This window comes from Undibacterium sp. SXout7W (genome assembly GCF_049339385.1).
Taxonomy (GTDB): domain Bacteria; phylum Pseudomonadota; class Gammaproteobacteria; order Burkholderiales; family Burkholderiaceae_D; genus Undibacterium.
The window spans coordinates 60,807-77,937 of the sequence record NZ_JBMPPF010000004.1 but is presented as its reverse complement, the minus strand read 5'-3'; the positions used below and the strand labels follow the sequence as shown (position 1 = coordinate 77,937).

14 protein-coding genes are annotated in these 17,131 nt (G+C 47.9%); 4 read left to right on the top strand and 10 right to left on the bottom strand.

The window, feature by feature from the left end; genetic code table 11:
• Positions 1-8: 8 nt before the first annotated feature.
• Positions 9-635, bottom strand: a complete 627-nt coding sequence (locus tag ACO0LB_RS05605) for a glutathione S-transferase (RefSeq protein WP_423047337.1) — start codon at positions 633-635, stop codon at positions 9-11.
• Positions 636-658: 23 nt separating this feature from the next.
• The gene (gene ubiD / locus ACO0LB_RS05600) at positions 659-2,146 is read right to left on the bottom strand and encodes a 4-hydroxy-3-polyprenylbenzoate decarboxylase (RefSeq protein WP_423047674.1); all 1,488 of its coding nucleotides are present in this window, start codon (positions 2,144-2,146) and stop codon (positions 659-661) included.
• A gap of 489 nt (positions 2,147-2,635) precedes the next feature.
• Between ubiD and ACO0LB_RS05595 the strand changes: the two genes are divergently transcribed.
• The gene (locus ACO0LB_RS05595) at positions 2,636-3,577 is read left to right on the top strand and encodes a transglycosylase SLT domain-containing protein (RefSeq protein ID WP_423047335.1); all 942 of its coding nucleotides are present in this window, start codon (positions 2,636-2,638) and stop codon (positions 3,575-3,577) included.
• Positions 3,578-3,635: 58 nt separating this feature from the next.
• Here the strand turns inward: ACO0LB_RS05595 and ACO0LB_RS05590 are convergent, their stop codons facing one another.
• From ACO0LB_RS05590 to metE, 5 genes are all read right to left on the bottom strand, one after another.
• Positions 3,636-4,799 (bottom strand): pyridoxal phosphate-dependent aminotransferase, encoded by a 1,164-nt coding sequence (locus ACO0LB_RS05590; protein ID WP_423047333.1) that lies wholly within the window; start codon positions 4,797-4,799, stop codon positions 3,636-3,638.
• Positions 4,800-4,922: 123 nt separating this feature from the next.
• Positions 4,923-5,387, bottom strand: coding sequence for a transcription antitermination factor NusB (nusB, locus tag ACO0LB_RS05585; RefSeq protein WP_423047331.1), 465 nt, complete (start codon positions 5,385-5,387; stop codon positions 4,923-4,925).
• A 126-nt stretch (positions 5,388-5,513) separates the two neighbouring features.
• A complete protein-coding gene (gene ribH, locus ACO0LB_RS05580; RefSeq protein WP_423047329.1) occupies positions 5,514-6,011 on the bottom strand; it encodes a 6,7-dimethyl-8-ribityllumazine synthase in 498 nt (165 codons plus the stop codon).
• Between the two features lie 67 nt (positions 6,012-6,078).
• A complete protein-coding gene (gene ribBA, locus ACO0LB_RS05575; RefSeq protein ID WP_423047327.1) occupies positions 6,079-7,197 on the bottom strand; it encodes a bifunctional 3,4-dihydroxy-2-butanone-4-phosphate synthase/GTP cyclohydrolase II in 1,119 nt (372 codons plus the stop codon).
• A gap of 264 nt (positions 7,198-7,461) precedes the next feature.
• Entirely contained in the window at positions 7,462-9,762 is a 2,301-nt protein-coding gene (gene metE / locus ACO0LB_RS05570; protein ID WP_423047325.1) for a 5-methyltetrahydropteroyltriglutamate--homocysteine S-methyltransferase, read from the bottom strand.
• Positions 9,763-9,860: 98 nt separating this feature from the next.
• Between metE and ACO0LB_RS05565 the strand changes: the two genes are divergently transcribed.
• On the top strand, positions 9,861-10,784 hold the full coding sequence (locus tag ACO0LB_RS05565; RefSeq protein ID WP_423047324.1) for a LysR substrate-binding domain-containing protein: 924 nt from the start codon (positions 9,861-9,863) through the stop codon (positions 10,782-10,784).
• Between the two features lie 51 nt (positions 10,785-10,835).
• On the opposite strand, the gene rraA is transcribed toward ACO0LB_RS05565, so the two are convergent.
• Complete coding sequence (gene rraA / locus ACO0LB_RS05560) at positions 10,836-11,336, bottom strand: ribonuclease E activity regulator RraA (RefSeq protein WP_423047322.1); 501 nt, start codon at positions 11,334-11,336, stop codon at positions 10,836-10,838.
• Positions 11,337-11,442: 106 nt separating this feature from the next.
• Complete coding sequence (locus tag ACO0LB_RS05555; RefSeq protein ID WP_423047320.1) at positions 11,443-12,666, bottom strand: MFS transporter; 1,224 nt, start codon at positions 12,664-12,666, stop codon at positions 11,443-11,445.
• Positions 12,667-12,833: 167 nt separating this feature from the next.
• Here ACO0LB_RS05555 and ACO0LB_RS05550 point away from each other — a divergent pair, with 167 nt between their 5' ends.
• Positions 12,834-13,619: an AraC family transcriptional regulator gene (locus ACO0LB_RS05550; RefSeq protein ID WP_423047318.1), complete on the top strand. Its 786-nt coding sequence runs from the start codon at positions 12,834-12,836 to the stop codon at positions 13,617-13,619.
• Between the two features lie 205 nt (positions 13,620-13,824).
• Here ACO0LB_RS05550 and clpB read toward each other — a convergent pair whose 3' ends face one another.
• Positions 13,825-16,413: an ATP-dependent chaperone ClpB gene (gene clpB, locus ACO0LB_RS05545; RefSeq protein WP_423047316.1), complete on the bottom strand. Its 2,589-nt coding sequence runs from the start codon at positions 16,411-16,413 to the stop codon at positions 13,825-13,827.
• A gap of 108 nt (positions 16,414-16,521) precedes the next feature.
• Between clpB and ACO0LB_RS05540 the strand changes: the two genes are divergently transcribed.
• Positions 16,522-17,067, top strand: a complete 546-nt coding sequence (locus ACO0LB_RS05540) for a hypothetical protein (protein ID WP_423047314.1) — start codon at positions 16,522-16,524, stop codon at positions 17,065-17,067.
• Positions 17,068-17,131: the final 64 nt, after the last annotated feature.

Here is a 17,131-nt window from a genome sequence, read left to right as displayed (position 1 = left end):
TGCGGCGCTTATTTCTGCATTACCGCCTCAAACAGTTCTGAAGTCAGAATTTCACTCAACCAGGAGTGTAGCAATGGAAATGGTGCGGAATTAAACCACTCCATATCGACCCCGGCGCACTGGCGCACAAAAGAAACCAGTGCCAGATCAGCAATACCAATCTGTTCACCACATAAATAACGATGGCGAGCAAGCCGCTCATTCAGATCGCGCAACTGCAGACGAATCTGCTCTTGATAATATTCACGGCCGGCATCCGGATATCGCTCCGGATATTTATATTGATCCAGCGCTTTTTTAAACACGGTGTCATTGTGAACGATCAGTGCATGTGCCTCACTGTCAAGACGACCATCCGCTGTGAACCAGGCTACATCAGGCATCTGACGTAAAGCCCAGCACATAATGTCAAGACTTTGGTCAATCACACGTCCTTCCGGCAATACCAAAACAGGTACAGTACCTTTAGGTGAAGCTTCGAGCATCGCCGGTGGTTTATTTCTTAAACTAACCTCCTGCAACTCCACATCAACCCCCACCAGCCATATCGCCAATCTGGCTCTGATCGCGTAAGGGCAACGGCGAAAGCTGTAGAGTAAGGGACGAACTGCTTGAGTATGAGTTTTTCTACTCAACCGCGGTGGCAACTTCAAACTGATCATTCGATACCCAATTCTTTCCAGATACCGTCAACGCGCTGCACCACATCAGCAGACATACTTATAGTAGTCCCCCACTCACGATTAGTTTCGCCAGGCCACTTGTTCGTTGCATCGATCCCCATTTTGCTTCCGAGTCCACTGACAGGTGAGGCAAAATCGAGATAATCAATCGGCGTGTTATCAACCAAGGTCGTATCCCGCAAAGGATCAACTCTGGTCGTGATAGCCCAGATCACTTCTTTCCAGTCACGGACATTCACATCCTCATCCACCACAACGATGAATTTGGTATACATAAATTGCCGCAAAAAGCTCCACACCCCAAACATCACGCGCTTTGCATGACCTGCATAAGATTTTTTCATCTGCACAACGGCCATACGATAACTACAACCTTCCGGTGGCAAATAAAAATCCGTAATTTCACTGAACTGTTTTTGCAGAAGTGGAATAAAGACCTCATTTAAAGCAACTCCAAGTACCGCAGGCTCATCCGGTGGTTTGCCGGTATACGTTGAGTGATAAATAGGATCACGACGCATCGTGATCCTGTCGATCGTGAAAACCGGAAACCAGTCTTGCTCATTGTAATAGCCTGTATGATCGCCATACGGACCTTCGAGCGCATGCTCGTAACCACTGGCGTGCGATTCGTCCGGATAAATATGCCCTTCCAATACGATTTCTGCCGATGCAGGCACCCGCAACTCGCTACCGATGGCCTTTACCAACTCTGTTCGACTACCGCGCAACAGTCCTGCAAACTGATATTCAGACAAACTGTCCGGAACTGGCGTAACCGCACCTAAAATAGTGGCTGGATCTGCCCCCAGCGCCACAGCGACCGGATAGGGCTTACCTTTATTAACAATGCCATGCTCGCGAAAATCCAGAGCCCCTCCCCTATGCGCCAGCCAACGCATAATGACTTTGTTCCGACCAAGAACCTGCTGACGATAAATGCCAAGATTTTGACGTTTTTTATTTGGCCCCTTGGTAATCACCAGTCCCCACGTAATCAAAGGAGCGACATCACCTGGCCAACAATGCTGGATAGGCAAACGCGCCAGATCGACATCATTTCCTTCCCAAACGATCTCCTGGCATTTCGCACCACGAACCTCTTTGGGAGCCATATCCCATACCGCTTTCACCAGCGATCCCATACCCATCAGATCCTTAAAACCTTTTGGTGGCTCTGGTTCTTTTAATGCAGAAAGCACATGGCCGATTTGCCGTAACTCACTCACATCATTCGCGCCCATGCCCAGCGCCACACGGCGAGGAGTACCAAACAAATTACCCAATACCGGAATCTGGTGCCCTGTCGGCTGATTGAATAAAAGTGCCGGGCCTGCTGATCTGAGAGTACGGTCACAGATTTCCGTCATTTCTAAATGAGGCGACACCTGAATGTCAATCTGTTTTAATTCATTTATTTGTTGCAATTGAGAAATAAAGTCTCTCAAATCGGAATATTTAATCATTTTTCTCTTTTTTGTATCTCTGAACTAGTTAGTCAAGCAAAATATGATAAGTACTTGATTTTATTCATTTTTGCTGCAATGCAGCAGTTTTCTTTATATTCAAAAGTTATCAAAATCAATTTTGATAGTATTGACTTGATATAAAACCGCCCCTACAATTCGCCCAACTTGATGAAGAAGTAAAACTTCCGCCGCTTTTGAAACATCGAAAGCCTCGCCTTAACGGTAACATCATTCACGGGGATCGGGCCCCATATAACATTGTAAGGATTGTTTTCGAAAGGCGTCTGCCTTCTCCCGAAAAAAGTTGTTTGTCACTGGATGCTCCATGACCAAGTCTGACGGACTTGAATTGACAAACAACTCCGGCGTCTTTGGATCGCAACTTGCGACGAAGGCGATGTTTCTGATTCGCGGAAGTATTGATTGTTACGCTATCAGCTTGATATTGAGCATGGATAGCTTCGCGAAGATTCAGGAGGTAATATGATTCAACGTTTTATTTTAGCTGTACAAGAAAGTAATTTTTCCGACTCTGCCAAGCACAATGTGCTGAGTTCTGTAGCACGAGATACCACCAGTGGCTTTCTCACTACAGCAAAACACCTGTTTGTAATCTCTGGCCTGATCGCCATGACTATTCTGGCACTGATGTTTATCAAACCAGAACTGACAGATAAATTCAGAGACTTATCTCCGTTTGCCGAACAGGAAGAAGCTTCACAGGAAGAAGTTGCTCCACCAAGCCTGGCAACGTTAATGCAGGCACCAGGACAAGTCAGCACAAACAACACCGCCAACAACGCGGCTCCGTCTGATGAAGAGATCAAGATGCTGGGAAATCAACGCCAGCAACAATGGGTTACCCACTGGCTCGCCAAACGCTATCGCGTTGCGAGTGATGCAACAAATATGCTGGTCTCTGCAGCTTATCTGACAGCAAAAGAAATTAAACTTGATCCACTGTTGATTTTATCCGTCATGGCGATTGAATCAGGACTGAATCCATTTGCTGAAAGTCCGGTTGGCGCACAGGGTCTGATGCAGGTGATGTCCAAGGTACATCATGATAAATTTCAGGAGTTGGGAGGCGTCAAAGCAGCATTGAATCCTGTCGCCAATATCAAAGTAGGCGCACTGATTCTGAAAGACTATGTATCACGTGCTGGTTCTGTTGAAGCGGGATTAAAGTTGTATGTAGGCGCAGCCGCATTTGACAATGACTCTGGCTACGGCTCGCGCGTCATGAGTGAATACAAACGCCTGAAAGATGTGTCTGCCGGTAAAAATGTACCGACCTTCTTTACAGCGCCGCCAGCACCAGCGTCAGTCAAGCCAGTTGAAGCAGCCACTTCGCATAAAACAGACAGCAATGAAGCAAAAACTGTCCCTGTAGATGCAAAGAAAGAACAGGTTGCCGCACTGTAACAAGAACCACATCTGAAAAAAACCGCCTCAGTTCACAAACTCGGGCGGTTTTTTATTTTTATGCTTGCAGCAACTTCCTTAATCTGGACATCGCTTCCTGTAAATTTTCCAGCGAATTGGCATAAGAAATTCTGACATAAGTCTTCGCAGTTGCAGGTCCAAAATCCAAACCTGGCACGATCACGACACCAGCTTCATTCAACACCGTTTTTGCAAACATATCGGCATCATCAGAAAAACGAGAACAATCGGCATAGACATAAAATGCGCCGTCCGGCGTCACTGGAACGCCAAAACCCAATTCGCGTAATGCAGGCACAATATAATCCCGGCGTCTGCGGAACTCTGCTTTACGCTGCTCATAAATCGCTATCGTTTCTGGGTCAAAGCACGCTAACGCTGCATGTTGCGCAACCGAGGAGGCACAAATGAATAAATTTTGCGCCAGTTTTTCTAATTGAGGAACGATCCGTTCAGGCACAACCAGCCACCCCAGACGCCATCCTGTCATATTGAAATATTTGCTGAAACTATTGATCACGACAACATCATCATCTAACGACAACGCTGAAAATGGCGCCTGGTCGTAAGTCAATCCCTGATAAATTTCATCGACAATCGTAAAACCGCCGCGCTCTTTGACTTTAGCAATAATTCCGGATAACTCATCCGGCGAAATCGACGTACCAGTAGGATTTGAGGGGGAAGCGAGTAAAACCCCTATAGTATCTTCGTCCCATTGCTGCGCCACCATTTCTGTCGTTAATTGAAAACGATGCTCAGGCCCACTCGCAATCAGCGTCGCCTTCCCTTCAAATGCGGCCACAAAATGGCGATTGCATGGATAGCAGGGATCAGGCATCAGTACTTTCTTACCAGGAGTCACCAGTGCAGCGCATGCCAGCAATAACGCCGCAGATGCTCCTGCGGTTACAACGATACGCGAAGAGGGAATGTGCAATCCATACGTTTGCTGATAATAATCAGAGATCGCCTGACGTAATGCGGGCACACCTAATGCCGAAGTGTACTGCAGGCGACCATCCGCCATTGCCCTGGTTGCGGCATCAATCACGGGTTGTGGCGCAGTAAAATCTGGCTCTCCAATACCCATATGAATCAGATGACGCCCTTGGGACTCCAGATTGGCAGCCATTTTCATCAGTTCCATCACATGAAATGGTGCGATATGATCCAGCCGACTTGCGAGATTATGTTCCATAGCTAACCTAAAAAAAAAACGCCTTATTTTCCTTTTGGGAAATAAGGCGAAAGAATGTATTTGAATCTGTTTAAACCTGTTTAAATTTGTTTAAATCTGTATCAACTATCTATCAATCAATTACTATTTACCAGCAGCGATCTCAGTCGTCCGCAATTTTGCAGCCAGTTTATCCAGCACGCCATTCACATATTTATGTCCATCCAGACCACCGAATGATTTCGTCAGCTCTACCGCCTCGTTAATCACGACACGGTATGGAATTTCGATATGATTTTTCAGCTCGAAAGTACCAATCAATAAAGCAGCGTGCTCAATTGGCGATAATTCTGCAATGGTACGATCAATGAAGGGAGCAATTTCTTCACGCAAAGCAATCGAGTCCCTGATGCTGCCGTGTAATAACGCATCAAAATGAGCCTGATCTGCCTTATCAAAACCATGCGCCTGACGAATATGTGCATCAATCACACCAGAATCTTCGTTATTCAATAGCCATTGATACAGTCCCTGCAAAGCGAATTCACGGGCACGATGGCGCGGAGAGCGGTTTTTGCTTGGATTGGCGTGTTGTGGTTTGTTATTCATTATTTTCTCTTACCTGATCGTGCTCGATCTTACTTGGTTCTTGCTGGGTACTTATTTGGTGTCTGCTTGATACTTTTCTGGCATTGACTGATTTCGCCCTCTGACAACAAGGGCATTCAAACCTGATCAGGCGTCGTAATGCACGTCTTCGGTTGCTTCCGCTAACTCTTCCAGTGCCAACGTCAGATTTGCCATTTCCACAGCGACTCTGGCAGCATCTGCGCCTTTTTCCTGCATGCGGACTTCGGCCTGTTCATCATTCTCAGTGGTGAGTATAGCGTTAGCGATCGGAATGCCCGCATCCAGACCAACGCGCGTAATGCCAGCACCTGATTCGTTCGATACCAACTCGAAATGGTAAGTTTCTCCGCGAATAACAGCACCTAACGCGATCAACGCATCAAACTGATTCGTTTCAGCCAGTTTTTGCAATGCCAGCGGCACTTCCAATGCGCCCGGAACGGTGACGTGCAAAATATCTTCGTTCATTACACCCAGGCGGCTCAGCTCTGCCAGGCAAGCAGACAATAAACCATTGCCAACCCTGTCATTAAAACGCGCCTGAACGATACCAATTCTTACACCGGCACCATCTAAATTTGATTCGTAATGTCCTACAGTCATGATGTTCTTTCTTGCGCTTGGCGCCTGAATAATGTTGTTCGACGGTTTGTCAGATCTGCTGCCGCAATTATTTGTCAGTACAAGGCTTATCGAGATAACCGACGACTTCGAGGTCAAAACCAGTCATAGACGGCATCTTTCTTGGGCTTGCCAGTAATTTCATTTTACCAACGCCGACATCTTTCAGAATCTGTGCACCAATACCGTAATTGCGTAAATCCATACGTGCAGCGCGCCCGACGGGACGGGCTCCTGTTGTTTGCAAAGCCTTGAACTGATCAAACATCTGCTCCGCAGTTTCTTCACAATTCAACAATACGATGACACCAGAATCGGATGCCTTGACTGTAGACATCGCTGCAGCAATGTTCCATGTATGCGTTGTCGCCTTGCTTTCCAGCAAATCGAGAATCGACACAGGCTGATGTACACGCACCAGCGCTTCTTTACTCTTGTCCAGCTCACCATGTATCAACGCCAGATGGGCGGAACCGCTTGGCTTGTCGCGATAAACAACCGCCTGGAAACTGCCATGCACTGTATGCATTTCACGCTCAGCAACACGCTCAACAATACTCTCCGTCTGACTGCGGTAATGAATCAAATCTGCAATGGTACCGATTTTCAGCTGATGTTCTTTGGCGAACTCAAATAAATCCGGAAGACGCGCCATCGTGCCGTCGTCTTTCATGATTTCGCAGATAACAGAAGCCGGTGTGAGGCCAGCCAGTTCTGCCAGATCACAGCCAGCTTCCGTATGACCGGCACGCATCAGTACGCCGCCCTTCTGAGCCTTCAGGGGAAATATATGACCAGGCTGGACAATATCATGTGCTGTCGAGTTTTTATCAACGGCCACCTGTACGGTACGCGCGCGGTCGGCAGCTGAAATACCCGTTGTCACGCCTTCAGCCGCTTCAATAGATACCGTAAAATTCGTGCCGAATGAAGTACCATTGCGACTGGTCATCATCGCCAGATTCAAATGATCGCAACGCTCTTCTGTCAGCGTCAGGCAAATCAGGCCACGGCCAAACTTTGCCATAAAATTAATTGCTTCTGGCGTCACAAACTCTGCCGCCATAATCAAATCGCCTTCGTTTTCGCGATCTTCCTCGTCAACCAAAATTACCATGCGACCAGCGCGTAATTCTTCGACGATTTCCAGGGTAGTAGACATGCTCATATGGAATATCCTATGCGGGCATTTTCGCCATGAGGCGAAAGACCCACAAGCTGCTTTTGAATGAAGCCGCTATTTTAAAGGATTTACGCCGACTCTTCCCGTGCTTTCTACGGAAAGCTGGTCAATTTATCTAAATTGACCAGTCAGCCTGCCGATTCAATGTTTACTGTGATGTTAATTAGATGTCCATTTGGACTCAGGACATCGTCATGATCCTGCATTCACTGCGGTTAAAGGTGGTGAAATACGATGCCGCATAAGCAATCACGACTGACAGCATTCCGAATGCTCATCCTCTGCCACTGAGGCACGAAGTAATTTTGCAGCCTCAACCATGTGCTTCAACGCGGCGATCGTTTCTGGCCAGTCACGCGTTTTCAGACCGCAGTCGGGATTCACCCACAAACGACGATCCGGAATCACGCTCCGTGCTTTTTGTAGTAGTTTTTGCATTTCACTTACCCTGGGTATGCGCGGAGAATGAATGTCGTAAACACCGGGACCAATCTGATTAGGATAAGCAAAATCGCCAAATCCATCCAGCAGCTTCATATCCGAACGTGATGTTTCTATTGTGATGACATCGGCATCCATCGCTGCAATCCAGGGCAAAATATCGTTAAACTCGGAATAACACATATGTGTGTGAATTTGCGTCTGATCCTGCACACCCGCTGAACTGAGCTTAAACGCATGCACTGCCCAATCAAGATATTCAGCCCATTGGCTGCGCTTGAGTGGCAACCCCTCCCTGAACGCCGGTTCGTCTATCTGTATCATCCCGATGCCTGCCTTTTCAAGATCGCCAACCTCGTCCCGAAGCGCCAACGAAATTTGCAATGCCGTCGTCGCACGAGGCTGATCATCGCGCACAAACGACCATTGCAACATCGTCACTGGCCCGGTCAGCATTCCTTTCATGGGTCTATCCGTCAGACTTTGTGCATAACAACTCCAGCTGACAGTCATTTCTTCGGGACGATAGACATCTCCATAAATAAAGGGCGGCTTCACACAGCGTGAACCATAGCTCTGCACCCATCCATACTCAGTAAAACCATAGCCCCACAACTGCTCACCAAAATACTCAACCATGTCGTTACGCTCCGGCTCGCCATGTACTAGCACATCAATATCCAGCGCCAGTTGCTGATCGACCACATGCCGTATTTCTGAACGCATCGCCTCCAGATACTCCAGATGTGGAAGTTCGCCACGTTTATAGGCAGCGCGCGCCTGCCGTATGGCCATCGTCTGTGGAAATGATCCTATGCTGGTCGTTGGAAACAATGGCAACTGAAAGCGCTGTTGCTGTTGTACGATGCGCTGGGAAAACACATGGCTACGTTGCGCATCAGCTGCCGTCGTTTGCGCCAGACGCTTCTGAACCAAAGGATTATGGATGCGGGATGATAAGCGGCGATCACGAATTGCCTTATCTGCGGCATCAAATTGGGAAGCTATCGCCTGCCTGTCACCATCCAAGGCTTTCTTTAAAGCATTAATTTCTGCCATTTTCTGTACCGCAAATGCAAGCCAATCCTTGATCTCTGCATCCATCAGGCATTCAGATGCAAGATCAACCGGCACATGGAGCAAAGAACAACTGGCAGACACCCACAGTCGATCACCCAACGATACGTGAGCCACCTGCACCGATTCCAACAATGAAGACAAATCGGCACGCCAGATATTCCGGCCGTCAATCAATCCTGCGGACAAAACACGATTGATTGGCCAGTCTTTCAATAGTGCAGGAAGCTGTTGCGGCGCACGCACCAGATCGATATGCACACCCGCAACCGGTAGCGCATGCAACAACGCAGCACGCTCCTGAACCGACTCAAAATACGTTGCCAGTAAGATGTCCGGTGCCTGAGATGCCAATCTGGTATAGACAGGAACAAATGCTTCTAACCACTCTTGCTCCAAATCCAAGGCCAATATGGGCTCATCTATCTGCACCCACGCCACCCCAGCTGCCTGCAAACGCTGCAACACCGCCTGATAAGCAGGAAGCAACTTCTCCAACAGCTCCAGTTTATGTTGCAAACCCTGCTTCGCCTTACCTAGATATAACAAACTCAAAGGTCCGAGCAATACCACTTTCGCTATGTACCCTGCCGATTGCGCTTCTGACAACTCATCGAATAACCAGTCTATTCCTCCATCAAACCGCGTGGTGTTCGTCCATTCCGGCACCAAATAATGGTAGTTGGTATCAAACCACTTCGTCATCTCCATAGCTACATGTTGAGTGCTTCCACGTGCAGCGGTAAAGTAATCATTGAGACTCAGATGCTTGGCATCAAACCCGAATCTTTCGGGCAGCGCTCCCAATAGTGCGAGAGTATTCAGCACCTGATCGTACCAGGCAAAATCACCGACCGTGACCATATCTAACCCTGCCGCAGCTTGTTGTTGCCAGTGGCAGGCGCGTAATTCCTTGCCTGTCTCCTGCAATGTCCCGGCACTCACATCACCTCGCCAGTAAGCCTCTTGTGCAAATTTTAATTCGCGTTGCGCTCCGATGCGCGGAAATCCCAAAATATGTGCTTTTGTCATGTTGTTCTCTATGATGATTCTTCGTACTTCCATCATGAAAGAAACTAGACTATTATTCAAACGACATATTTTAAGAATTAACTTGAATTTAACTCATAATGCAATCCATCCTTGAACTTCGTCATCTGAAAACTCTTTTAGCATTGAGAGAAGCAGGCAATCTGCTGCGGGCAGCGACCTTGCTGAACGTTACTCAATCCGCCCTATCGCATCAAATTAAGTTACTGGAAGATCATCATGGCGTTGCCTTATTCGAGCGAAAATCAACACCAATACGTTTCACACCTGCCGGTGAACGTTTATTACAACTCGCAGATTACGTACTTCCGCAGGTAGCAACGACAGAGCGCGATCTGGCACGATTAGCACAAGGTGTGGCCGGGCAATTACGGATTGCCGTTGAATGTCACACCTGTTTTGACTGGTTGATGCCAGCAATGGATGTATTCCGTCAACGCTGGCCAGAAGTGGAGCTCGATATCGTGTCAGGCTTTCAAGCAGATCCGGTCGGCTTGCTGTATCAACACAAAGCAGATGTCGCCATTGTGTCTGATATCGACCATGCTGAAAGCGTCGCCTATCATCCACTATTCCGCTTTGAGATCGTGGCATTGCTTGCAAAAGACCATGCTTTAGCACAAAAAGACTATCTACAAGCGGAAGACTTTGCCACCGAGACGCTGATTACTTATCCGGTGCCGGATGACATGCTGGATGTTGTGCGTCAGGTTCTGAAACCAGCTGGTATCAACGCAGCGGCACGGCGCACCACGGAGCTAACCGTCGCCATGTTGCAGTTAGTCGCCAGCAAACGTGGCATCGCCACCCTGCCCGTCTGGGCGGCACAGAATTACCTGAACCGGAATTATGTCGTCAGCAAACGAATTACATCAGAAGGATTAACTGGCAGACTATATGCTGCCTGCCAGCCAGAATTATCAGAAAAAGCCTATCTCACTGACTTTGTTGAGACCATACGTCAAAGCAGCTATCTGAATCTGCAAAGTATCGAACTGCTCTAAGAGCGGATATCAAATGGATATAAACCAGATACAAAACACACAACACAGGCATCAGGATTGATGCAGGGCTGTTTTAGCGACGACAACGCCATCGGCATCAGCATAGACCCAGTCTCCTGGTGCGATACGGACATTGGCAATCGAAATGATCAGATCGCGCTCACCACCGCCACGCTTAATGCTCTTGACAGGCATCGTTGCCAATGCGCGAACACCGATATGACAATCATTGATTTCTTCAATATCCCGGATACAACCGTGTACGACAATACCGGACCAGCCATTCTTTTCGGCCAGCACAGCAAGATTGCCGCCCACTAAAGCACAACGCAGACTGCCTCCGCCATCAATCACCAGCACATGTCCGTTGCCCGATGTTTCCAGCACGGCTCTTACCATGCCATTATCTTCAAATACTTTTAATGTCGTTGCCGGCCCACTGAACTTCTCTACTCCGCCAAACTGCCTGAAAATTGGTGGCAATGCCGCCATTTCACCGGAAATTAATTTATCTTCGTGAGCATCGCAAAGATCACAAGTTGCAAATGACATCGTGTTTCCTTATTCAGTAAGAGTGAAAAATGGTGAGCAGAGATTGAAAGGTGAGAAAAATCTTACTCACCTGACAAGATGAAAGCCCCATTTTAACGGCCAAATCTCACGCCGCCAACGCCCTTGTCTTTGTACCGACATTCACCGCAGTCAAAATCGCCAATACCTGAAAAAATCCGACGCAGACAAATAACCACGCTGGATGATGCGCATCCATGATGGCACCAAACAGCAACGGCGCCAAAGCGAGCCCGGAATCCAGTCCGGAATACACCACACCATAGACGCGGCCTGTCGCATTTTTAGGGGCAGCTGCGCGAATCAGCAAATCCCGCGATGGCCCGGCAACACCAGAGCCAAATCCAATCGCTGCCATTAATATAATTGCCACGGGTGCAGTTGCCCATCCAGCTGCCAGTAACAAAGAAAAGACGCCTGCAAAACTGAAAGCCAGCGTAATGGTACGGTCGTGATTGCTGGTTTTCGAGGCCAGATACCCGCCCCACAGCATTCCCCCTGCCGAGGCCAGCATATACATCGTGTAAGCCATCGTTGCCGACGACAATGACATGCCGTACAAATCACGCAGGCTGGCAGAAGAAAAACTCTGTATGCCACCCAGTGCCATGGAAATCATAAAAAAGAAACCAAAACACATCCAAACGGCAGGGATTTTCATGAAATCCATAGAGCCTTCTGCTGGCTTATCCGCATGATCAGTGCCATGTGCAGGATGCACTTCGGTCTGCAACACGTCGCGATAGATGAACAAAATCAGCAATACGATCAATGGCAAAAAAGCGGCACAAAATAAAGCCGTGCGCCAGCTGGCCAGTTGCGCAATGGTCACCAAAAACACCGGTGCGGCTGCCCAGCCTAGATTACCGCTAATGCCATGAACAGAAAAAGCATAGCCCAGTCTTTGCATCGACACTCGCTTGTTTAATAAGGTGTAGTCAGATGGATGAAACACGCTATTGCCCACGCCTGCCAATGCAGAACCAGACAACAACATGACATAATTTTGCGCCATGGAAAGCGTCAGTGCCGATATGCCAAGACAGGCGATACCAAAAAACAAGACCGTACGCGCGCCCAGCTTATCCACGATAAAGCCAGACAAAGCCTGACCGATGCCAGAAATAACAAAAAATACGGTCATTAACAAACCCAGTTCTGCATACGATAATTCGAAAGCATCCTTAATCCATGGGAATAGCGGTGCCAGAATCATATGAAAAAAATGTGAGATGCCATGTGCCACACCAACCAGACTGATGACCATCACATCTTGTTTAAAATTCGCCGGCGTGGCGTTCATTGTCGTCATACAGACTCCCGTTCGTGTCAGTTATGTAAATTGATCGCATCATCAGCTGCATCAAATAGATGTTGTCATCTGATGATAGTGTATGAAAAATCAGTAAGTCAGTTTTAAGATAATGGGACAATATTTATCTCCGTTACGCCATTTCATTCATTAACCGACGAGATGCTATGCCAGTACACATTTGTCATCACACAAATCCTCATCCACCCGAAAGCGACCCGACACCCGCCAGACCCATACGGCTGGTCGCGCGCAATTTGCAGTTGGCACAAAATCTGATTCCACATGAACACGATTGGGGGCAGCTGACCTATACCCCGCAGGGCATGCTGCAAGTAGTCGCAGAGGGCTCCATCTGGTTTGTTCCTCCTATGCGGGCAATATGGATACCGCCCAATGTCACGCACGAAGTCAGAACTCTGGCTGACTCTCAGCTACGCGTCATTCACATTCATGCGGACCGCAATCCTTTTAGCGGGAAACACTGCCTGGTTCTTGAAGTCTCCAGACTGCTAAAGGAGTTAATTGCCAGTCTTGAAATACTGGACACGCCAGGCCCAAGAGAAAACCATATGACGCAGGTCATCATTGATGAGCTACAAACAGCCAAGACCTTGCCAATTCACCTGCCCATGCCGACAGATAAACGATTAAAGGGACTTTGTGAAATTTTGCTGGCAAATCCAGCATCGAATGACACGCTGGATGTACTTGCCAAACAAGTGGGGGCATCGTCCAGAACATTAACCAGGCTGTTTGAACAAGATCTGAATATGAGTTTTGGCACATGGCGACAACAAATGCGCCTGGCAAGAGTGACTCCATTGATATCACGTGGACTACCACTATCTCAGGTAGCGACCGAACTGGGCTATGCCAGCCAATCAGCATTCTCTGCCATGTTTAAAAAAACCTTCGGCGAATCTCCCTCCGCATTTTTCTCAAAAAAATAGCCTCTGAAATGCAAAATGCCGTTCAATTCACATTGAACGGCATTGATTCCTGAAGAAGACCTTTATTTCTATCAATAAAGATCAAAAACAGTCAAAAGCTTAGAAGTTCCAAAGAACTGAGACAGATGATTGTTTATTAAACTCTTTTAGCCCCCGCTAAACCCTGACCGGCTTTATCGGTTCTTATCATCTGCCTCTGACCCTGTTAAACCTTATCAAACACAAGCGCTCCGTCTTTTGCATCAATCACGATCGTGTCTTTCGGTCCGAATCTACCTTGCAAAATTTGCTTGGACAACACGTTTTCTATCTCTTGCTGAATAGCCCGTTTCAAGGGGCGCGCACCGTAGACAGGATCAAAACCCGCTTCTGCAATTTTCAGCAATGCTGCATCACTGACCTGCAAGCCCATATCCATTTGCTGCAAACGTTGCTCCAGCGTTTTAAGCTGTATCTTCGCAATTGCACCAATGTTTTTGGCATCCAGCGCATGGAACACAACGATCTCGTCAATACGATTGATAAACTCAGGACGGAAATGCGTTTTGACTTCCCCCATCACTGCCATCTTGATCACACTCGGATCACTACCCTCCATTGCCTGAATCTGATGTGAACCAAGATTGGAAGTCATGACAATCACGGTATTTTTAAAATCAACAGTACGCCCCTGACCATCCGTCATGCGGCCATCGTCCAGCACTTGCAGTAATACGTTAAACACGTCGTGATGCGCTTTCTCCACCTCATCAAGCAAGATCACACTATACGGTTTGCGGCGCACGGCTTCTGTCAGATATCCGCCTTCTTCATAGCCAACATAACCCGGAGGCGCACCAATCAGGCGGGCCACACTGTGTTTTTCCATAAATTCACTCATGTCGATACGAATCAGTGACTCTTCTGTATCGAACATAAAGCCAGCAAGGGCTTTGCACAATTCGGTTTTACCCACACCGGTTGGTCCCAAAAACAGGAAGGAGCCATAAGGACGACCAGGGTCCCCCAAACCCGCCCGCGAACGACGGATCGCATCGGACACGGCAACGATCGCCTCGTGTTGTCCTACCACACGCTCATGCAATGCCTCTTCCATGTGCAACAACTTCTCGCGCTCGCCCTGCATCATTCTGGAGACCGGGATACCCGTTGCACGAGATACAATCTCTGCAATTTCTTCAGCGCCTACCTGCGTGCGCAACAGTTTATTTTTAGGTGCACCTTCTTGTTCGGCGGAAGCAGCATCGGCTTGCTTTAGCTGCGCTTCAAGTTCGGGCAAGCGACCGTACTGTAACTGAGACATCGTCTGCCAGTCGCCTTTACGTTTGGCATCCTCCATTTGCAGGCGAATTTTTTCGATTTCCTCTTTGATATGGGTGCTTCCCTGAACAGTCGCCTTTTCTGCCTTCCAAATTTCTTCCAGATCGGCGTATTCACGTGACAGTTTTTCGATTTCCTCCTCAATCAGTCCCAAGCGCTTGTGTGATGCCTCATCTTTCTCGCGCTTAACTGCTTCGCGCTCGATTTTCAACTGGATCAGGCGCCTGTCTAATTTATCCATCACCTCTGGCTTAGAGTCGATTTCAATTTTAATTTTCGCCGCAGCTTCATCAATCAGATCAATTGCCTTGTCGGGCAAAAACCGGTCAGTGATATAGCGATGCGATAGCTCGGCCGCTGCGACAATCGCAGGATCCGTGATATCGACGCCGTGATGCACTTCGTATTTTTCCTGCAAGCCGCGCAAAATTGCAATCGTTGCTTCCACACTAGGTTCATCGACGATAATTTTCTGGAAGCGACGCTCCAGTGCAGCATCTTTCTCGATGTATTTGCGGTACTCATCCAGTGTAGTGGCTCCAACGCAATGCAACTCGCCGCGTGCCAACGCTGGCTTGAGCATATTACCGGCATCCATTGCGCCTTCGGCTTTACCTGCACCGACCATCGTGTGCAACTCATCGATGAATACGATGGTTTGACCTTCATCCATCGCGATTTCCTTCAGAACAGCCTTCAGGCGCTCTTCAAACTCGCCCCGGAACTTGGCTCCCGCCAGTAACGCCGCCATATCCAGCGACAATACACGTTTGGATTTCAGACTATCTGGCACCTCGCCATTGACGATACGTTGTGCCAATCCCTCAACAATCGCTGTTTTACCAACGCCAGGCTCACCAATCAGTACCGGATTGTTTTTACTACGACGCTGCAATACCTGTATAGCACGGCGAATTTCATCATCGCGACCGATTACGGGATCAAGCTTACCCAAACGTGCACGTTCCGTCAGGTCCAGCGTATATTTTTTCAGTGCCTCACGTTGTCCTTCTGCATCCTGAGAGTCCACGTTACCACCACCACGCACAGCAGAAATAGCGGCTTCCAAGGCTTTGCGTGTCAAACCATTTTCACGCGCAAGCTTACCTGCTTCAGACTTATCGTCCGTCAACGCCAGCAGGATCATTTCGCTGGCAAGGAACTGGTCGCCACGTTTCTGCGACTCTTTGTCGGCCAGATTGAGCAAGCCCGTTAATTCACGTCCAATCTGGACTTGGCCATCAGTGCCGCTGACTTTAGGCAAGCGGTCTAAGGCGCTTTTCAGACCATTGAGCAACGCATTAACGTTGACACCTGCACGTTGCAACAATGAACGGCTACTGCCATCCTCCTGATGAATCAAGGCCAACAAAACGTGCACAGGTTCTATGTATTGGTTATCATTGCCGACTGCTTGACTTTGAGCATCCGCCAGAGCTTCCTGCAATTTGGTAGTCAGTTTATCGAGACGCATGTCTTACTCCTGAATGTTTAATTACGTATTCAATTTGGGGCAACGAGATTGATTTCAAGAATATAAAAAACGCTGATGACAATTAGTTTGCGTTATATCAAAACAACCATGGATTTACATCAAATACAAATTTCATACCAGGATTATGAAGACCGTTTGCTGGTCAAGTTCTCTTTTGCCGAACCCAACAACAATGATGCAAAACAAGAAATTAAAGTCTGGTTTACACGACGGCTGGCATTGATGTTCTGGCCCGCCATACTGGAAGCATTGGCAAAACAAGTCAGCCTGAATAAACCAGAAGCAGCGCACGCCAGCGCAGATATTCTGCAGATGGAGCATGAAGCGTCTCTTTCCAAAGTTAAAGAAGCGGGAGGATTCAATGCCCACTACGATACGAAAGCACTCAGTTGGCCAATGGGAGAAGCGCCACTATTGCCAAACAATATTCAATTTCATTTTAGTACGAATCAACCAATGACGATTGAATTTGCGCTCAGTAATGGCAAAGGATTTGAAGTAGGTATGGCACAAAACGTTGTGCACAGTTTTTGCAAACTGTTTCAGGATGCTGTTGAAAAAGCTGATTGGGGATTTATGCTGGAAATGCCGGGAACTAAACAAGAATCTGTCCCGGCACATTTGCTGAATTAATCAGCGCTGAGTACTGAAATCAATCCTAAGAGTGACATAGTCACTATTCGACAATCAATCAGTA

Coding starts and splice junctions, on each gene's coding strand:
- ACO0LB_RS05595 (WP_423047335.1), top strand. CDS start 2,636: ATGATTCAACGTTTTATTTTAGCTGTACAAGAAAGTAATTTTTCCGAC.
- ACO0LB_RS05590 (WP_423047333.1), bottom strand. CDS start 4,799: ATGGAACATAATCTCGCAAGTCGGCTGGATCATATCGCACCATTTCAT.
- nusB (WP_423047331.1), bottom strand. CDS start 5,387: ATGAATAACAAACCACAACACGCCAATCCAAGCAAAAACCGCTCTCCG.
- ribH (WP_423047329.1), bottom strand. CDS start 6,011: ATGACTGTAGGACATTACGAATCAAATTTAGATGGTGCCGGTGTAAGA.
- ribBA (WP_423047327.1), bottom strand. CDS start 7,197: ATGAGCATGTCTACTACCCTGGAAATCGTCGAAGAATTACGCGCTGGT.
- metE (WP_423047325.1), bottom strand. CDS start 9,762: ATGACAAAAGCACATATTTTGGGATTTCCGCGCATCGGAGCGCAACGC.
- ACO0LB_RS05565 (WP_423047324.1), top strand. CDS start 9,861: ATGCAATCCATCCTTGAACTTCGTCATCTGAAAACTCTTTTAGCATTG.
- rraA (WP_423047322.1), bottom strand. CDS start 11,336: ATGTCATTTGCAACTTGTGATCTTTGCGATGCTCACGAAGATAAATTA.
- ACO0LB_RS05555 (WP_423047320.1), bottom strand. CDS start 12,666: ATGACGACAATGAACGCCACGCCGGCGAATTTTAAACAAGATGTGATG.
- ACO0LB_RS05550 (WP_423047318.1), top strand. CDS start 12,834: ATGCCAGTACACATTTGTCATCACACAAATCCTCATCCACCCGAAAGC.
- clpB (WP_423047316.1), bottom strand. CDS start 16,413: ATGCGTCTCGATAAACTGACTACCAAATTGCAGGAAGCTCTGGCGGAT.
- ACO0LB_RS05540 (WP_423047314.1), top strand. CDS start 16,522: ATGGATTTACATCAAATACAAATTTCATACCAGGATTATGAAGACCGT.